Below are 17,933 nucleotides of genomic sequence, written 5' to 3'. Positions count from 1 at the left end.
AGGGTTCTGGAATTATCTTGCGGCGCTGAGGTCTGCCTCCCAGCCCGGACGGGTGTAGGTCTGTTCGAGCGTCTTGCCGTAGTTCTTGGCCTGTTCGACGATGTAGTTCGGCAGGGGCATGTATTGGTGCGTAGGCCTGATCTTTTTGGCCTTGTAGCACGCCTGCGCATACTTGTTGAAGCGAATCAGGTCGATCTTGCGCATGCCTTCGTAGAGGAATTCCTTGGCCCGTTCTTCGAGGATTGCATCGAGGAAAGCGTCTTTCGATGCGGTCTGCTCGGCGCTCAGTCCGCCCAGTCCGGCACGGCTGCGCACGTCGTTCACCGCCTGCACGGCAGCCGTCGAAGGCACTGCGTTGCTTTGGCGCACTTCCGCTTCGGCCATCATCAGCAGCACATCGGCCCAGCGGGCCAGCGGCACGTCGTTGGCCTGGAATCCGTCGGGATTCTCGATCGGGAATTTGTTGATGATATATCCGTCCCACGAAATCCCGATATCCTCTTTTCCGCGCTTCTGGGTCGGGGTTCCGCTGTCGCTCGGATCGGCCTTGATCCAGTATTCGGAGAGGATTACCTCCCGGCGCTGGTCTTTTCCGTCGTAGCTGTCGTAAAGCGTCGGAGCCACATTGAAAGGCGTCCGCATCCAGCCGCCGCCCTGGTTGGCAAAGGGGCTGGGCGATCCGTCGCCGTTCTTTTTCGACGCGTCGCTCGGCGTGGCGAGCATCATGAGCGGGAAAAAGTTGCCGTTCTGGCTGCCGCCGTCGGCGCCCGGGGCGCAGCTCAGCGCCATGATAATCTCGCACGAGAAGTCGTTCTTCGCATAGAACATCTCTTTGAACGGGTTGGCGCCCTGCTTGAAAAGCGAATATTTACCCGTGTTGAGTTCGTCGTACATCTCCAGGGCGCGTTTGTAGTAGTCCGTCATGTGCGAACCTTCGTTCAGGCAGTGCTTCATCAGGCAGAAACGGGCGTAGTCGGCCGTGTAGCGGCCCTGTTCCGAGACGGTCTCGGGCAGTTTCCTGATCGCCTCTTCGAAATCCGCGGCAATCCATCCGCACATTTCGTCGAGCGTCGGGCGCACGAGGTTCTCCAGCACTGCGTCGTTGATCACGTCGTCGGGATTCAGCACCGCCGGAACCGGTCCGTAGATGTGGAGCAGGTAGTACATCATCAGGCCGCGGCAGATGTGCACTTCGCCGAGCAGTTGCTTGCGCTTGCTGTCCGACAGAATATCGGCGCTGGCCTTCTCCAGCCGGCCGATGATCTCCGTAAAGCGGGTAATCTGCGAGAGTTTGCCGATGTGGCAGGGGTTGTTCTCACCCACCCAGCCGCGTTGGTAGTAGTAGGTATTGTTGAAGTTGGCCTTCGAGAGTTCGGCCCACTCGCCGAATCCGCCGACCAGCCACGGCGCCATGGCGTCCGACGGCGAGTCGAACATGCGGATGACGCCGCCTTCGGGAATGTAGAAACTGTGCTGTGTGCCGCTGTCGCCGATATAATAGGTCCAGGTGTTGGTAAACGGCAGGTAGCAGGTCATGGCGTAGGTTTCGTACTCGGCCTCGGTCGAAGGAAAGTTTCCCGGAAAGAGGCTGCCGTAGATTTCGGGGTCGAAATTGCTTTCGCAGCCGCTCAGCGTGATGAGCGCCGCAGCCGTCCAGGCGAATATTTTCAGACGTTTCATTTTCGATGTGTCGTTTTAGGTTGTGTTTAGAAGTTGATTTTGGCGCCGAGCGAGAACGAGCGCACCTGCGGGAACTGTCCGCGGGCTTCGTTCTGGCCCGTGTAGATTTCGGGGTCGAAACCCGTGTACTTGGTGATTACGAAGGGGTTCTGAACGTCGAAATAGACACGGATGCTCTTGATGTACTTCTGGACCGGGCCGAACAGTTTGCCCTGGATGGTGTACCCCAGCGTGATGTTGCGGATGCGCATGAACGAGGCGTTCTCCATGTCGGCATTCACGCCGCAGCCGCCGGGAAGCGCTCCCATCTTGCTGTACGCGATGCCCGGACGGGTTCCGTTGGGGTTGATCTGCGAGTTCCACAGCCGGTAAGCGTACTTGTTGGTATTGGGCGCGGGGGTGTTGACCAGCGGTCCGGCCTGTGCCGCGCTCAGGGCCATGTTATACTTGTAGGCGCCGAACTGGCCGTACATGAAGATGTCGAGGTCGAAATTCTTGTATACGAACGTGTTGCCGAAGCCCATGTAGAGGTCGGGCGTGGTGTTGCGCATGTGGATGTCGTTGATGTCGATGACGCCGTCGCCGTTCTTGTCGTCGATGATCGGGCATCCGGGCATCTGGGCTGTCGCCTGCAGCGATTTCTGCGATTCGGGCATGTTGCTGCGGTCCATGTTGATGTAGCCGTCTATCTTGTAGTAGTACATCGCGGCCAGCGGTTCGTTGTCGCGCTGCTGGTAGGCCTGGTAGTCGTAGTTGGGCATCCGCTCTTTCCAGAACTGCTGTACGCGCGAGAGGGTCAGGTTGGTCCTCCATTCGAATTTACCCTTGAGGTTGACCGAATTGAGCGTGATCTCCCAGCCGCGGCGGTAGAAATGCGCACCGTTGATCGGACGCGACGAGAAGATGGCCAGCGGCGAAGTCGAGGCGTTGCCCAGCAGGTCGGTCACGTCGTTGCGGTAGAGGTCGAAACTTCCCGACAGGCGGTCGTCGAAGAGGTAGAAATCGACGCCGATGTTTTTCATCGTGGTCTTCTGCCAGCTTACGTCGGGGTAGTCGGCGCTCATCAGCAGGTAGGGGATGTAGAACGTGGAGTTGTTGTTGAATGTCACCTTGAAATCGCTGGGTTTGTAGACGCCGTAGAGCGAGCTTCCGAGGTTGTCCTGTCCGGATTTGCCCCAACTGGCGCGGATTTTCAGCAGGCTTACCCATTCGACATCGCGCAGGAACGATTCGTTGGATATTTTCCAGGCCGCCGACACCGAGGGAAACAACGCGTATTTCTTGTTGGGGAAAAACTTGTCCGTACCGTCGCGGCGGAGCGTTGCGGCGACCACGTAGCGGTCGAGCAGGTCGACGCTCAGTTTTGCGAACTGCGAACGTTTCTGGTTCTTACCCGTGTAGGAGGCCGGTGTGATTTTTCCGGCGGCCGAGGAGATGTTGTGCTCGTTGATCAGGTCGTTGGTATCCTCGTACGAGATCGAATAGCCTTCGTAATCTTCGAGGTACTTACCCATTCCGACCAGGGCGTCGACCTGGATGATGTCGGCGAATTTCTTCGAGAACTGGAGCATGGCCTCCATCGTCTGGTTGCGGCGGCGTTCGGAGCCGATGTTTCCGCGCGATTTGTACATGCGGTCGAAGTAGATCGACGACGGCACATAGGTCGAACGGCGCATGTTTTCCTGGTTGATACCGTACACGCCTTTCAGGGTGATGATGTTCTTCCAGATATTCAGGTCGGCCGTGAAGTTGAGCATGTAGTCGTTCTGCTTGGTCTTGTCCTGAATATCGTCGTACGATGCGGGGTTGGGAACGCTGTTGAAAATGGTGTACGAACCGTCCGCCTGCCGGAGCGAGAGGTAGGAAGGGTAGAGGAGCGCCGAACTGAGCGAACCTCCGGCCGTGTTGCCGCGGTTGCCCACGTCGTCGCCCACCATGCCGTTGGTGTAGTGGTTCTGGTTGGCGTTGAAGGCCGACGAGAGTTTGAGGAACGGAAACAACTGCACGCCTAAGTTGCCGCGGAACGTATATTTGGTCATCCCCGAGTTCGACACGGTTCCTTTCTGGTCGAAGTAGCTGCCTCCCATGTAGTAGGTGACGTGCTTCGTGCCGCCGCTTACCGTCAGGTTGTGATTGGTCGAGTAGCCGCTGCGCAGCACGTAGTCGGTCCAGTCGGTCGTCGTGGCCCCGGCGATCTCTTCGGGCGAGAATACGGGTGTCCAGCGTCCGTCGTAGGCCAGGCCGCCGTAGGGGTACTGCTTGTTGTTGTAGAGGTAATTCTCTTTGCTGTATACGTTTGCGATGTTCATGTACTCCTGTGCGTCGAGCACGTCGAGGTACTTGTAATTGCGCGTGAAGGTATAGCTGCCTTCATAGCTGATTCGGGGAGCGCCCTCGGAGCCTTTTTTCGTCGTGATGAGGATCACGCCGTCGGCGGCCCCGATGCCGTAGATGGCCGCCGAAGCGTCTTTCAGCACTTCGACCGACTCGATGTCCGCGGGGTTGAGACCCGCCAGGCCGGCGCGGTTGACGTTGCTCGGAAGCCCCGTTGCGCTGCCCAGCCCGATGGTGTTCGAAGGCATGACGATGCCGTCGACGACGTAAATCGGGTTGCCCGCACCGCGGATCGAGATGTTCACCTTACCGTCGGGCTGCGAACTGTTGACCGTGGCCTGGAGACCTGCGGCGCGTCCCAGCAGCATCTGCGAGATGTTGCTGTTCGCGGCTTTCGGCACGTCGTCGGGCTTCACCTGCGCGATGGCCGTGGTCAGGTTGCGGCGTGACACCGTGCCGTAGCCCACGACGACCACTTCGTCGACCAGCTTGACATCTTCGGTTAGGTATACCTCGATTTCGGTCTCCGCCGCAGCGCGTACGGTCTGTGTCGTGTAGCCGATGTAGGAGATGCTGAGTACGAGGTTTTTGTTGCCTTCGATCCGGAACCGGCCCTGCGAATCGGTCGTGGTTCCCTTGGTGGTCCCTTCGACGATCACCGTCGCACCGACGATCGGTTCCTTGGTTTTCCGGTCCAGCACACGGCCCTGTACGCCGTCGGCTTTGCGGCTCTCTTTCGCTGCGGCTTCGCGTTTGGTCAGCACGATCTGCTGTCCTTTGATCGTGTAGGCGATGTCGGTTCCGGCGAAAAGTTTTTCCAGCGCATCGGTCAGCGGGGCTTTCGTGACGTTGAGCGACGCCGCCCTGTCGACCCCGACCACCTGCTTGTTATAGAGGAACAAATATCCGCTTTGGCTCTCTATTTCGTCCAGTATGGCCGTCAGCGGTACGTTCGATTTATTCAGCGTGACGGTTTTGCTTTGGGCGTGTGCGGAACAGACCCAAAGAAGACACATGCACGTGAAGCACGTAAATAGGATTTGTTTCATGATTGACGTTGTAGTTTTGTTTCGATTGATTTGGTTTTTGGGAGGATGGAGGAGGTAAAAGGTTTTCTGCAATAAAAAAGGGGTTAGTTTGGTTTTTCGGCCGCGGCTTCAGGACCGCGGCTATAAATAAGACGAACCACGTGCAAAACCCCACATCTTTTTTCACATTCTCCCCGGATCGCGGGAGTTATACAACCGAAAAAACGGGCCATCCGGTCGATTGGCCCGTTTTCATTGGTTTCCGAACGGTCATTGATTTTTGTATACGCGGATAATTTTCTCCGAGAATCCGCTGTCCGATTCCTGGTGGCGGGGCTGTTCCTCGAAACGGATCGGCGCACTGATCTCCAGCAGGCGCAGTATCTGGTCGAACGTCTCGCCCCGGAAGGTCGCGCGGTAGACGTAGTCGCCGAGTTCCGGGTCCATGATCTCGAACTGCACCCGGTATATCTGGCCCAGGCGGTTGAAAACGTCGCTCAGCGCATCGTCGCGGAAGGCGAGAATGCCGTCTTTCCACGAAGTTCCCCGGAACGTGTCCGCGTCGGTTATCCGCATCGTGCCGTCGGCATAGTAGCTCAACTGCTGTTCGGGCAGGAGTCTGTTCTCCACGCCGCACGCCGCAACGTCCACCTTGCCGCTGACCAGTGTCACGACGGTTTCGCGGAGCATGTCGTAGGCGTTGATGTTGAATGCCGTGCCTTTGGCCGTGACGCTCAGGTCGCCGACTTCGACGACGAACGGCCGTTTTTCATCGGCGTGAACCTCGAAATAGGCCTCTCCGGTCATACGCACCGTGCGTCGCTCGCCGGCCCGGAAGCGGGAGGGGTATTCGAGCGAACTGCCCGTGTTGATCCATACGCGTGAACTGTCGGGCAGCACGATCCTTGTCATGGTTCCGTAGGGCGCCGTCACTTCGTTGAAGGCAATGGTCTCCCCGGTGCGGTCCGCCGCCTTCCACGCGAAGAACAGCGAGGCGGCCAGCAAGGGGATGAACAGCACGGCGGCAATGTGCCGGAACCGGTCGGCCAGTGTCGGCTGGGGCGCAACTGCCTGGGGCGGTTGTGCGCGCTGTGCCAGCACTTTACGCAATGCGGCGTCGGTGTCGATCCGCTTGGGGTCGAACGCCGGATGGGCCGCTTCCCACAGGTTTTTCAGCCGGAAGAACTCTTCGCGTAGTGTTTCCGACTGCGCCAGTTCGGTTCGCAGTTCTTCGCGTTCCTGTTCCGTGGCGTCGCCTGCGAGGTATCTGGCTATCCGTATATTTTGTTGTTCGTCCATGCGTCCTTGTTGTCTTGAAAATACACTATACTCATATATATGACGGTTCGGCGGGGTTTTACCACACGTCCGAAAGCAAAATAATGCATATTGCGGTGTAAAATTCGCCCAGGTAAGTTTTGAGCAGATTCAGCGCGTCGCCGATGCGCACTTCGACCGTCCGCACCGAGACGTTCAGCCGTTCTGCGATTTCCCGGTATTTGAGGTTCTGGAAACGGTTCATTTCGAAGCATTCACGCAACTTTTCGGGCAGTTTGCCGAGCGCTTCCTGCAAGTGGTCGTTCAGGTCGGAGTAGAGAATGTAGCGGGCCGTATCGTGGTCGCCTAACACGCTGCCGCTGAGGGTTTCCTGCTGGTGGACCGAGACAATCTTCCGGTGGCGGATCTCCTCGATGCAACTGTTGCGTACGGCGCTCAGGAGGTAGGATTTCAGCGAAGTCTCGATCCGGAGCCGGCTGCGATTGTCCCACAGCCTGAGAAAGATGGTCTGCACGATGTCCTCGCAAACCTCCTGTTCGCGGAGGATTGTCCCCGCAAACAGCACCAGGTCTTTGTAGTATTTCCGGAACAGGGTGGCAAACGCCTCGTCGCTGTCGTTGCCCATGTTGCACAATAACAGCCCGTCCTCGTTGATATCCGCCATTTTCTGAGTTTGTTTCGTGTCTGCACGAGTGGCCGTATTGCCTGTCGGCCGCCCCGATTTGAATACAATACTACGCATTTTTTACGAAAATAAAAAATTATGTGGGGTTTTGCCGCTGGTTCGTCTTATAGATGGATGGAGTTTTTAAAAGGTTTCGAAAAAACCGTTTAATTTTTAACTATTGACTGAATTATGAAACGAAAACTGAGGAATATACGCATGGCGTTTTCCGTTGTGCTCGTGGCGTTTTGCACCATGACCTCCTGTAAGGACGACGATGTTCCCGATGTGGCGTGGCCCGAGTGGCCCGTCGTATCGGCTCCGGAGGTCGTCACGGCGACGCTCAAACCCGCCGCCGGTTCCGGCGCGGAGATCGTTGCCGGGAGCAGCGTGCGTTTTCGGGCGCACATCACCGATTCCGACAACGAAGTGCGCCGTGCGACGCTGACCGTGACGGTGGGCGGCAACGAGATCGTCTCCGAACAGTTCCGTCTTACGGGCGGCGATGCCGATGTCGAACATACGTTCACCGTTCCGTTCGTCTCGGGCATGGACGGCGACGTTTATCCCGCGGTGACGCTCGACGTAGTCAACTCCCTCCACAAAACCGCTTCGGTGACGCTCTCCGAAGCGCAGAACGTGCTGGTCAAACGCCCTGTCCTGGGCGGCGAGGTCTACCTCGTGACCAGCGGCGGCGATGTCTACGAACTGCCCCGCAGCGCCGACAACCGCTATTCGGCGGAGGTCAAGGCGCCTTATTTCGAATCCTACAAGATCGCTGCGAAACTCACCGCCGACCGTAAGATCGACTACTCTTCGATTGTCTGGGGACTCGTCGACGGCCAGGTCGCTGTCGTCACCGACGCTTCCGCGGCGGGGATTCCTTCCGATGTCAATCCGGCGGCGATCATCAAGAAGATGAATTTCGACGCCGTTAGCTTCCGCACGGTGCTCGACCTGGCCGTAGTCTTCGGCGGCGCCGAGCTGCAACCGTCGTCCTACAACGGCTACCAGGAAGCTACGCTTTCGCTCGCCTCCGGACAAACTTATACCGTCACGGGCATCGGCGGCCTCGCTACGGCAGTCGACCCCAATTTCTTCGAATCCGTTTCCGATTCGGAGGTGAAATTCGTGGGCCTCGACGGAGCGTATACGCTTTACTACAACCTCTCCAAATCACGCCTTTATATCGAGCAGCGCGGTGCGACCTATCCCGCTGCGTTGTGGATATCGGGCATGGGCCTCGGCTTCCCGCAGCCTCCCTATTCGCTCGATGTCGACTGGTCGGGCAACGGCTGGAACTGGACGGTCGACGTTCACCAGCGTTCGTTCTGCAAGAAGACCGGCGACGGGGTGTTCGAAGCCCTGCTCTACATTTCGCGCAGCATCAACCTCAAGATTTTCCAGCAGTGCGGCTGGGGCAGCGAATTCCAGTCCTATAACTTCACCAAGTCGCCCGAAAATATCCTTGTCGACGGCATCGAGCCGAGCGACGGCCATAAGACGGGCGACTTTGCGACGGGTCCGGCCTTCACCGAGGGCGTCTACCTGCTTCGCCTCGATTTCAACCGGATGACGATCGAAATTATCCGCCGGTAACCGACGTTTTTTCTGAAACAACCAAGCGCAGGGCGGTTCTCGGAAGGACCGCCCTGTTTTAACGATCAAACCTATGCTTAAATCCTTGCGTAACCTCCTGGTCCCGGTCCTGCTGCTTTGCGGTACGGCTTCCGCCGCACCTCCCGCCGAATGGGAGAATCCCCATGTCAACGCCGTCAACCGCCTGCCGATGCGTGCTACCTCCTATTCCTACGACTCCCCGCAGCAGGCGCTCCGCGGCGACCGCAGCGCTTCGGCGATCCTTTTCCTCGACGGGGCGTGGCGTTTCCGTTTCGATCCGGATGTACGGGAGCGTCCCTGCGACTTTTTCCGCGGCGGCGACCGCATCGAAGGCTGGGATACGATTCCTGTGCCTTCCTGCTGGGAGATGCACGGCTACGGCTTTCCCAACTATACCAACGTCCGTTATCCCTTTCCTGTCGATCCGCCCCGCATTTGCCGCAACAATCCCGTGGGTAGTTACTACCGCGAATTCGACCTCCCTGCGGCGTGGCGCGACCGGGATGTCACGCTGCATTTCGGGGGCGTCTATTCGGCTTATTATGTCTGGGTCAACGGTGAATATGTCGGTTACGCCGAGGATTCGGCGCTGCCATCCGAGTTCGACGCGACTCCGTTCCTGCGCGAAGGGCGTAACAGCGTCGCCGTGCAGGTCTGCAAATGGGCCGACGGCAGTTACCTCGAAGATGCCGACCATTGGCGCATGGCGGGCATCTACCGCGAAGTTTTCCTGACGGCCGCGCCTCGGGTCTGCATCCGCGATTTCGGGGTCCGCACGCGAATGATCAACGACTACACCGACGCCCGGCTGCAAATTAGGCCGTCGCTGCGCAACGACGCCGGGCGCGACCTCACGGGCTGGACGCTCGGGGCCGAACTCTTCGATGCGGCAGGCAAATCCTGCCTCGATGCGCCGTGGAATCTCCCTGCCGCGGAGATTGTGACGGAAGTTTATCCCCAGCGCGACAACGTCTACTATCCGCTGATGGAGCGGCTGGTTCACGCCCCGCACCGCTGGACGGCCGAAACGCCGTACCTCTATACGCTCGTGCTGACGCTCCGCGACGCGCAGGGCGCGGTCGTCGAGTCCCGGAGCGTCCGTGTGGGTTTTCGCGAAGTCGAGGTCCGTGGCGAAGAACTCCTTATTAACGGCGTTCCGGTGAAACTCTACGGCGTCAACCGCCACGACCACAACGCCCGCACGGGCAAAACGGTCTCCCGTGCCGACATCGAGGCCGACATCCGCCTGATGAAGCAATATAACTTCAACTCCGTGCGCACGAGCCACTATCCCAACGATCCCTATCTCTACGATCTCTGCGATGCTTACGGCCTGTACGTCATCGACGAGGCGAACGTCGAGTCGCACGGCGTGCGGGGATTGCTGGCCAACGATCCCGACTGGATCACGCCTTTTCTGGAACGCGTCACGCGCATGGTCGTCCGCGACCGGAACCATCCGTCGGTCATCGGTTGGTCGATGGGCAACGAATCGGGCTGCGGACCTGCTTTTGCGGCGGTTTCCGCCTGGACCAAAGATGCAGATCCGACCCGTTTTATCCATTACGAAGGAGCGCAGGGCGTGCCCGAACACCCGCTTTACCGTCCCATAAGCCGTTCACAGGCCGCTGTGGCCACCAGTGAAGTCGTAGCCGCCGGAGAGGCGGCCGCGCGTTTTGCCGAGATGGCCAACCCCGACGACCCGGCTTATGTCGACATCCTGAGCCGTATGTACCCGACGCTCGAAGAACTGGAATTCCTGGCCGAATGGCCCTACATCTCGCGGCCCGTGCTGTTGTGCGAATACGCTCACTCGATGGGCAACTCCACAGGCGGACTGAACGACTATTGGACGCTTATCCGCCGCCACAAACGCCTGCTGGGCGGGCATATCTGGGATTGGATCGACCAGGGGATCGAACGGCGCGACGCCTCGGGCCGCATTTGCTGGGCTTACGGCGGTGATTTCGAACCGGCGGGAGAGGTTCATGACGGTAATTTCTGCATCAACGGCCTCCTTGCGCCCGACCGTACGGTGAAACCCGCGATGTATGAGTGTAAGTATGTCTTCCAGCCGATTGCCTTCGAACCGGTAGACCCGGCACAGGGGCGAATCCGTGTCGTCAACCGGAATTTTTTCTCTTCGACCGACGTTTACGACTATAAGTGGGAACTTCGCGACGAAAGCCGTGTACTTCAATGTGGTACGTTGACCGTTCCGCCGACGGCGGCAGGTGAGAGCGTCGAGATTTCAGTACCTTGCAAGCCTTTCCGCCAAATTCCCGGCGCGGAGTACTGGCTCCGGCTTTCGGCTCACGAGGCGCAGGCGCGTCCTTACGCCGAAGCCGGTTGGGAAGTTGCCGCCGAGCAGTTGAAAATCAGCGCGTTGAACTCTTTGCAGCGTGATCTGCCGCAGGGTAGGGTAGTGATGCTGGAATATGCTGACAGTCTGTTATTTACATCCGGAGCAGCCAAAATCGTAATTAGCCGTTCGAGCGGTTATCTGACTTCCTGTTCCCTCGACGGGCGCCCGGTGATCTGCGGCCCGTTGAAACCCGATTTCTGGCGTGCGGCGACCGACAACGACCGCCGCGGTTGGAAAACCGACGTTCTTCTGGATTTTTGGAAACAGGCCGAAAATCGAATGACAGTCAGAGATTTAGCAATTTCAAAAGGATCGGATAGGGTAGTTGTGACCGTCGAGAAGTCGATTCCCGACACCTTGTCCCTGACGCTGACCTATACTATCGGCGGCGGGGGAGTTGTCGAGGTCGGCTATGCCCTCCGGCATCTGAACCCGCAGTTGCCCGAGATGCTCCGCGTCGGCATGCAGATGCAGTGCAGTGCCGATTATGATCGGATGACGTTCTATGGACGGGGACCGCATGAAAACTATTCCGACCGTTGCCTTTCGGCCTTTGTTTCGGTCTATGACGGCCGGGTCGACGATTTCTGCTACGACTATGTCCGCCCGCAGGAGAACGGCAACCGGACCGGTGTCCGTTGGCTCAGTTTGCGGAACGCAGCCGGACGCGGCGTGCAGTTTATTGGCCGCCAGCCGCTCAGCGTCGCCGTCCGCCGCTGTTCGCCGGAGGCGCTCGAAAGGGCCGAGCATATCTCCGAAGCGGAGTGTTCACCCGATAGGCTGACTGTGAATATCGACCTCGTGCAGGCCGGGGTCGGCGGAACCGATTCCTGGAGTATCAAGGCGCGCCCGGAAATGCCGTACCGGCTGTGTGAAAAGGTGTATAACTACGGTTTTCTCATCGTTCCCGGACGGGCTTCGGACTGTATTCGCAACGGCCGGATGTACCGATAACCGAACAATGCTTCCCGGCATATTTCCGGGAAGCATTGTCTTTATGTTCGTGTGGTCAGAATGCTCCGTAGACTCGCATCGCATTGTATTGTCCGATATATTGCGAGTCTTTGACATCGCTCCGGCCGATATTTGGACCATTCCCGAGAGCCATTTTTTTGTCGTTTCGGCTGAAATGTTTATCTTTGGCCCCCGATTAAAATCCCTGTATGCCGATCAATAACCCGAAAGAGGTCCTCGCCCTGGTGGAAAAATCCGCCTCCGATAAAATTTCGTTACCTGTTCGTAAAGTCCTGATTCTTGCATTCCTTGCCGGAGCTTATATCGCTATGGGAGGCTTGTTTTCCATTGTGATAGGGTATGGCTTCCCGGCAATGGCCTCAGAGCCGGGCTTGCAGCGGCTGCTTTCGGGCCTTGTTTTCCCGCTGGGTCTTATGCTGGTCGTTTTCGCGGGAGCGGAACTCTTCACAGGCAACAATGCCGTATTGGTCCCCGGAGCGTTAGGACGACGCTATGGATGGTGTAAGGTATTGAAAAATTGGACGTTGGTATATATCGGCAATTTTATCGGCTCCCTGTTCTTTGCCTATTTTTTCGTGAAACTTCCCGGGATGCTCTCTGCCGAGTCGTGGTATTCTGCGGCTGTCGGGGTTGCCGAAGCGAAGGTTTCGATGCCGTGGCTGATGGTGTTTCTGCGTGGTGTCGGCGCCAACTGGCTGGTGTGCCTTGCTGTGTGGATGGGGCTGAGTGCCAACGATGTAGCTGGCCGGATATTGGGCCTGTTTTTTCCTGTAATGTGCTTTGTAGCAATCGGTTATGAACACAGCGTCGCCAATATGTTTTTCATTCCGCTGGGTATGATGCATGGAGCCTCAGTCACTTTGGCGGATTTTGTCTTTGCCAATCTCATTCCTGCCACCTTGGGTAATATTGTCGGCGGTGCAGCCTTCGTCGGAGGCATCTACTGGTACGCTAATAAGTAGTTATAAAAGGTATAATCAGTTGATAATCATTTATCAACCATATAATTTAACATAATAGTAAGTATTGAAAACTCAAAACCGGAACAAGAGGGTAGAGTGTTTACCATCGAAGAAATCGACAGTAGGGGAGCCAAAGAACGAAATAGGATTGCGAGAGCAAACATATGTAAAAGATTTTACATTTGCAAATTTTTCTTGCAACGCTGCACGAGCGGTCCACCGAAAACGGTGCTTAGAGACGATCTGAGGGCAGATATTTTTTTTCAGATGTTTTATAGTTCAACGTCATTAAACACGTTGAGATAAGCCGAGAGGGGACCCATCCGATTATTCAGACATGACCAGCAATCACACACACGTACGCGAAACGCGCACGCGCGCAGATAGCTGACAGACCTGAATAACAATTCGTATCGGTTCCCTCTCGGGCTCTCCCTCCTAAAGGTGTCTGCGACGCATTTATATATTTTTACTATATAGCAAAACCGATATGGAACCTCGGTTGAGATACCGTTTCCACATCTGGCATATATTGACAAGGGAAATGCCTTTTGCAACCAATATTGCGCACGCCGAAGACGGTACTTCGGCGGCGAGTACTGATAATATGCCAGTAGCGGACATCAGTAATCAATGTGCTACCAGTGCAAATCTGCAATAGCATAGCAGTAGGAGATAAGCGGCATATTATCGGAGTATTTACCAGCTAACGCTGGTGAGTTTAACGCAACAAAAACCCCGGTCATAAAGGCCGGGGTTAATACTACTTAGACTTACGCCAAAGATGTCGAATAACAGACACCAATAACGCACAAATAAGGACAAATACTACAAAAAACATTGCAAGAATTACTGAATACACATCCATATCTTAACTATTTACCGGATAAAGATACATAATCACCTGCAACCGTGGAAATAAATCGACGATAATATTCATCACGAAGTTCAGAAGCACGAGGACCAGTAATACCACGGAGTTTAGTATCAAGAATCTTATCAAAAAGAGACCACATAGAAGAAGACTTCTCAGTACCGGAAAGAACACGAGCCAATTCAGCGGCTTCCCTCTGATTAGAAATTTCAGCACCAAACACATCACGAACAACTTTATTAGCCTGCTCAGAAGTAAGACGTACACGGCCATCACGCAAAGCATTTTCAGTTTCAGACTGAGCACGCTTAAGATCGGTATCAGAAGCAAGATTAGCTTGCTTAGCACCTTCGGTCTGGGTCTGAGCCTCAATAAGCGAAATACCTGCTTCCTGTGCACGTTTCTGGCCATCACGAAGAAGTTCAACAGTCATGCGATCCGCATCAGTCTTAGCCGCAGAAGCAAGATTACTTTCATACTGAGACCAAATTTCAGCGACTTTAGCACGCTTCTGATCAAGATCGGCAATAGCATTAGCTTCAGCCAAGCGGGCTTGAACTTCATCAAGAACATTACGGAAACGCTTCGAAACAAGATCAGATTCCGCAGTAGCCTTAACAATATCAAAGAGGCTATTAGCATTCTCAAGACCTTTAGTCTCGGCCATAGTCTTCAAACGCTGAGCGTTAGTATACTCGGTCTGTGCCTGAATATTCTGTGCCTGAACATTCTGCATAGCAGCCTCACGAAGAGAAGAAGCACCAGCCTGAATATTAGACATCGGATTATTCTGGTACGGACCATGAGAAGGAACGGAACCGGATTCCGGAGCAGAACCAGCACCTTGAGTAGCACCCATAGATTGTATAGCAGAGCCATCAAAAAACGGATTAATACCTGCGGCCTTATTGGCGGCACGCTGAGCGTTAGGAGATTCAAAATTCTTATACGACCATTCAGCATACTCACGGGATTTATCCCACTGCCACTGGGCATTTTCACGCTGATCAGCGACCTGCTGCTTATACATCTTTTCCTGCCATTTACGATTTTTACGATTCATAGAACCGGAAGCAATAGCAGAACCGGCAGAACTGGCGCCCCCTAAAAGGGCGCCAATTCCTAAAGCAGTTGATAAAAAAGGCATAGCTATTCGGTTTTAGCCTGTTCTAACTTTTCCTTATGCTTCCTCGCCATACGGGAAGAAATCATACCGGCAATAGCCTCAGACCTCTCAAAACGATCAAGACCGGGATCAACAGAAGGATCAACTTCAATAGAATCATCCTCGTCATAATTACCATCTCCAAGTTCACGAGTACCAAGGGGAAGGCCACCAGCGCGAAACGAACGAATCTGATCCGAAAGCGGACGAACACCGCAAAGCAAATCATCCTCAGAAGTAGACGGAAAACAACCACGAACACGACTACGACAACAACGCGACATAGTCGCGGGGATATCTGCAAAATTAAATTCTTTTTTCATAATTAAAGAGTTGTAGGAACATTAACTTTAGACTTCTCACGAAGCGCAGAAGCCGAAGCAGAGAAGGTAACAACAAAATTCTGGGCCTCATTCGAAATATCCGCAAAAACATTATTATAAGCATTCGGAAGGATATACGGCGAATACGAAAGGCCAACATCAGAACAAGTACGCTCTAAAAGAGCGAGAACTGCTTCAGCACGTTCATAGGTAATAGAACCTTCGTTCAAACCAGCCTCGATAAAATCACGAATAGATTTGAAGTTAGCAAGATCAGCATCCCGAATATACCCATAGGAACGATCAAGAAGCCAATACGCAAGTTCCGTAGTTAAGCGACCATGCGAACGGCTAACAACCTGCATAAGCTTCGACCAAGCGGGAACATAACCAACCGCAGTATTCTCGGTAATATTATAAGGTTGCAAAGTAATATTATCGGATTCAACAGAGGTATAAATAGGCACAGAATTAAGTTCCCGAATCATAAGAGGCTCCATAGCAATATTATCAAGAGCAGGAGCGTAAGAATCACCAAGCGTAAGTTCTTCAAGGAACGGGTCAAGACCACGGGAATAAATCACATCCGGAACAAGCGAAGCCATCACCATGAAATAACCGGGCTCACCGAACGAAAAAGTACGAGTACGGAACTTCTCACCACCAGAGGACTGACCAGCAAAAGCACCCAGCGGGCTCGAAGAATCACCAGCACCAGTAGTCTGATAAATAACATTCGAACCAAGATACTGACGATCAGCACCAAGGAAAACAGGGGTAGAAGCGTTCTTAACACGCGAAACATCAAATTCGGCATTCGTATAGTCGGAATACCGAGAACCGCCAGCCATAGCGAGATCAAGCCAGCGTTGAATGTGCGACATGGATGAAATGTTGCGCATAGAAATCGTTTGACCGTCAGCATCAAGATCGACCTTAATTTCAGCATCCTGATATCCAGAGGTAGCGAGCCAAGATTCAAGATAGTAGGGCGGAAGACAACGCTGAAAAATAGATTTACGCGAGCAAAGCCATGCCCAAGACATAAGTTGCTGGTCATAATCCTTATCAAAAGAAGGCTTCGTATCAGCAAGCCACTTATCAATAGCCTGCGCCGGATCGGAAGAAGTTTTAAGCGTACGAAGAAAATCCCCGATAGTCTGAACAAGAAAAAAGAAATTAACTGCTCCAAGTTCATTATAATTATATGAAGCAGTAGGGATACCGGGAATTTGCTGATTAATGTAATAATTATAAACTACATCCAAATAACCAACCGCTTTCAACATATTATAACGCCGAGTCCATTGAGCAGAGTCAGTGGCAATAGGAGCAAAACCAACGGGAAAATTCATATAATCAGCCAAAGAACCGGGCGAAACAATGTTCTGAGCATCCAAAGAAACACCAGCCTTATCATCAAAAGAAAGAACAGAATTTAAGGTAGTGGGTTTCAAAGAAGGATATTTGACATTATCAGGCTCCGAAGTAACACCCGTAAAATCAAGAAGAAGATCGGCGTTATAAAGACGATCAGGAATAAAAAAATATTCCAGGCAAAGCTTGAAACCATTAACAAGCGGTGCATTCATCGGGAAGGCCTGCACAAAGGCGGAAGGCTGAAAACGATATTTGCGATCACTCACAATACGAGTAAACGAAATCGGAATAAGATTACCCGGCGCAAGGGTAGTAGGGTTGGTATGCGAAAGATTCACATTACTCAACTTATTACGACGCCGAGAAAGAAACATTAAGGCCATAACAGTATATTATAAATTGCACGTTTATGATGATAAGAAAAATCTCGGTACTTATGTTGAACCATTTGCCAAAGAATCGACGGAACTAGCGAATCGTTACGACACTTAATCTCCTCCTTCGAAAAACAGGCAACCTTCCAATACCGAGGAATCGAATAGCGGTAGTTATTAATAAAGTGACAGAACCACGAAGAGGAATTTTTCATCATACTCTCACGCATAACTTTTATATCCTCCTTCGAGAGACGGCCAAAACCATGTGAAACAATCAATTTACCATTTTTGCGAGCGTCGATATCTGAAAGGAATTGATGTGCCTTGCAATCCTTAGTCATATATTTAAGCACATAACGAACACCTGCTTCAGATTCAAGAGGCGATACCTCAGCCTTACCGAGGCCAGTATACCAGCCACAAGATTCATCAACAACATCACCCTGCCAAAGATCACGAACCTGCCACCAATAAAGAGGACAGTTAAACAATATAGCATGGTAGTGCATGCGATGTGTAGAACAACGGCCACGCTTAGCGGCAGTTTTACCATCAGCAAACTCAACAACGAAAAAGTAAGGGAATTTAACCTTACGATAACGGTAACGTTTAGTAACCGGGTCCTTATAGCGAAAGCGGGGGTGCTTACGGAGACGATCAATAAAACGACGAACCTCTAAATAAGGTTTCTCTTTAGCCTTTTCATAAACCTCCGGTTTAAGGGTGAACGTACAAAAAAGACATTGTTCGGGCTTTAAGTGCAAACGCTTCATAATATGATTAGCACGAGAAAACCACTGTTGCTGGCGCTTTTTTAAGCATTCATCACAATGACCACAAGGAACACGAAGGCGATAATCTTCACGATCATTAAAATGACGGACATTAACCTTCAAAATTTCGGCATC

At 53.7% G+C, this 17,933-nt stretch carries 11 protein-coding genes; 3 read left to right on the top strand and 8 right to left on the bottom strand.

The features are described from left to right. Positions 1-12: 12 nt before the first annotated feature. The 4 genes from KG007_RS00645 to KG007_RS00630 form a co-directional block, all read right to left on the bottom strand. Positions 13-1,680 carry a RagB/SusD family nutrient uptake outer membrane protein gene (locus KG007_RS00645; RefSeq protein WP_213346869.1) on the bottom strand — a complete coding sequence of 556 codons (1,668 nt, stop codon included), beginning with the start codon at positions 1,678-1,680 and terminating at the stop codon, positions 13-15. 26 nt (positions 1,681-1,706) lie between these two features. After that, positions 1,707-5,063, bottom strand: a complete 3,357-nt coding sequence (locus KG007_RS00640; RefSeq protein WP_213346868.1) for a SusC/RagA family TonB-linked outer membrane protein — start codon at positions 5,061-5,063, stop codon at positions 1,707-1,709. 249 nt (positions 5,064-5,312) lie between these two features. Then, positions 5,313-6,341, bottom strand: coding sequence for a FecR family protein (locus KG007_RS00635; RefSeq protein WP_213346866.1), 1,029 nt, complete (start codon positions 6,339-6,341; stop codon positions 5,313-5,315). Positions 6,342-6,399: 58 nt separating this feature from the next. Further along, on the bottom strand, positions 6,400-6,984 hold the full coding sequence (locus KG007_RS00630; protein ID WP_195460124.1) for an RNA polymerase sigma-70 factor: 585 nt from the start codon (positions 6,982-6,984) through the stop codon (positions 6,400-6,402). 219 nt (positions 6,985-7,203) lie between these two features. Between KG007_RS00630 and KG007_RS00625 the strand changes: the two genes are divergently transcribed. From KG007_RS00625 to KG007_RS00615, 3 genes are all read left to right on the top strand, one after another. Further along, on the top strand, positions 7,204-8,583 hold the full coding sequence (locus KG007_RS00625; RefSeq protein ID WP_213346864.1) for a DUF5125 domain-containing protein: 1,380 nt from the start codon (positions 7,204-7,206) through the stop codon (positions 8,581-8,583). Positions 8,584-8,656: 73 nt separating this feature from the next. Then, a complete protein-coding gene (locus KG007_RS00620; protein ID WP_213346862.1) occupies positions 8,657-11,923 on the top strand; it encodes a glycoside hydrolase family 2 TIM barrel-domain containing protein in 3,267 nt (1,088 codons plus the stop codon). 209 nt (positions 11,924-12,132) lie between these two features. Continuing rightward, positions 12,133-12,906, top strand: coding sequence for a formate/nitrite transporter family protein (locus tag KG007_RS00615; RefSeq protein WP_213346860.1), 774 nt, complete (start codon positions 12,133-12,135; stop codon positions 12,904-12,906). 875 nt (positions 12,907-13,781) lie between these two features. Here the strand turns inward: KG007_RS00615 and KG007_RS00610 are convergent. From KG007_RS00610 to KG007_RS00595, 4 genes are read right to left on the bottom strand one after another with little or no spacing between them, the layout of a single operon-like run. Continuing rightward, positions 13,782-14,927, bottom strand: coding sequence for a hypothetical protein (locus tag KG007_RS00610; protein WP_213346858.1), 1,146 nt, complete (start codon positions 14,925-14,927; stop codon positions 13,782-13,784). Positions 14,928-14,929: 2 nt separating this feature from the next. Beyond that, the gene (locus KG007_RS00605; protein WP_213346856.1) at positions 14,930-15,268 is read right to left on the bottom strand and encodes a hypothetical protein; all 339 of its coding nucleotides are present in this window, start codon (positions 15,266-15,268) and stop codon (positions 14,930-14,932) included. 2 nt (positions 15,269-15,270) lie between these two features. Then, a complete protein-coding gene (locus KG007_RS00600) occupies positions 15,271-17,031 on the bottom strand; it encodes a major capsid protein (protein ID WP_213346854.1) in 1,761 nt (586 codons plus the stop codon). Then, on the bottom strand, positions 17,022-17,921 hold the full coding sequence (locus KG007_RS00595; RefSeq protein ID WP_213346852.1) for a rolling circle replication-associated protein: 900 nt from the start codon (positions 17,919-17,921) through the stop codon (positions 17,022-17,024). Before KG007_RS00595 ends, KG007_RS00600 begins: the two co-directional genes overlap by 10 nt. Positions 17,922-17,933 lie beyond the last annotated feature (12 nt).

This window comes from Alistipes montrealensis (genome assembly GCF_018362775.1).
Classification (GTDB): Bacteria; Bacteroidota; Bacteroidia; order Bacteroidales; family Rikenellaceae; genus Alistipes; species Alistipes montrealensis.
Note: the sequence above shows the minus strand (reverse complement) of the source record. Positions and strands in the feature narration are given on the sequence as shown.

Bases quoted from the DNA above. Each gene is read 5' to 3' on its own strand.
- KG007_RS00645 (WP_213346869.1), bottom strand. From the start codon at position 1,680: ATGAAACGTCTGAAAATATTCGCCTGGACGGCTGCGGCGCTCATCACG.
- KG007_RS00640 (WP_213346868.1), bottom strand. From the start codon at position 5,063: ATGAAACAAATCCTATTTACGTGCTTCACGTGCATGTGTCTTCTTTGG.
- KG007_RS00635 (WP_213346866.1), bottom strand. From the start codon at position 6,341: ATGGACGAACAACAAAATATACGGATAGCCAGATACCTCGCAGGCGAC.
- KG007_RS00630 (WP_195460124.1), bottom strand. From the start codon at position 6,984: ATGGCGGATATCAACGAGGACGGGCTGTTATTGTGCAACATGGGCAAC.
- KG007_RS00625 (WP_213346864.1), top strand. From the start codon at position 7,204: ATGGCGTTTTCCGTTGTGCTCGTGGCGTTTTGCACCATGACCTCCTGT.
- KG007_RS00620 (WP_213346862.1), top strand. From the start codon at position 8,657: ATGCTTAAATCCTTGCGTAACCTCCTGGTCCCGGTCCTGCTGCTTTGC.
- KG007_RS00615 (WP_213346860.1), top strand. From the start codon at position 12,133: ATGCCGATCAATAACCCGAAAGAGGTCCTCGCCCTGGTGGAAAAATCC.
- KG007_RS00610 (WP_213346858.1), bottom strand. From the start codon at position 14,927: ATGCCTTTTTTATCAACTGCTTTAGGAATTGGCGCCCTTTTAGGGGGC.
- KG007_RS00605 (WP_213346856.1), bottom strand. From the start codon at position 15,268: ATGAAAAAAGAATTTAATTTTGCAGATATCCCCGCGACTATGTCGCGT.
- KG007_RS00600 (WP_213346854.1), bottom strand. From the start codon at position 17,031: ATGGCCTTAATGTTTCTTTCTCGGCGTCGTAATAAGTTGAGTAATGTG.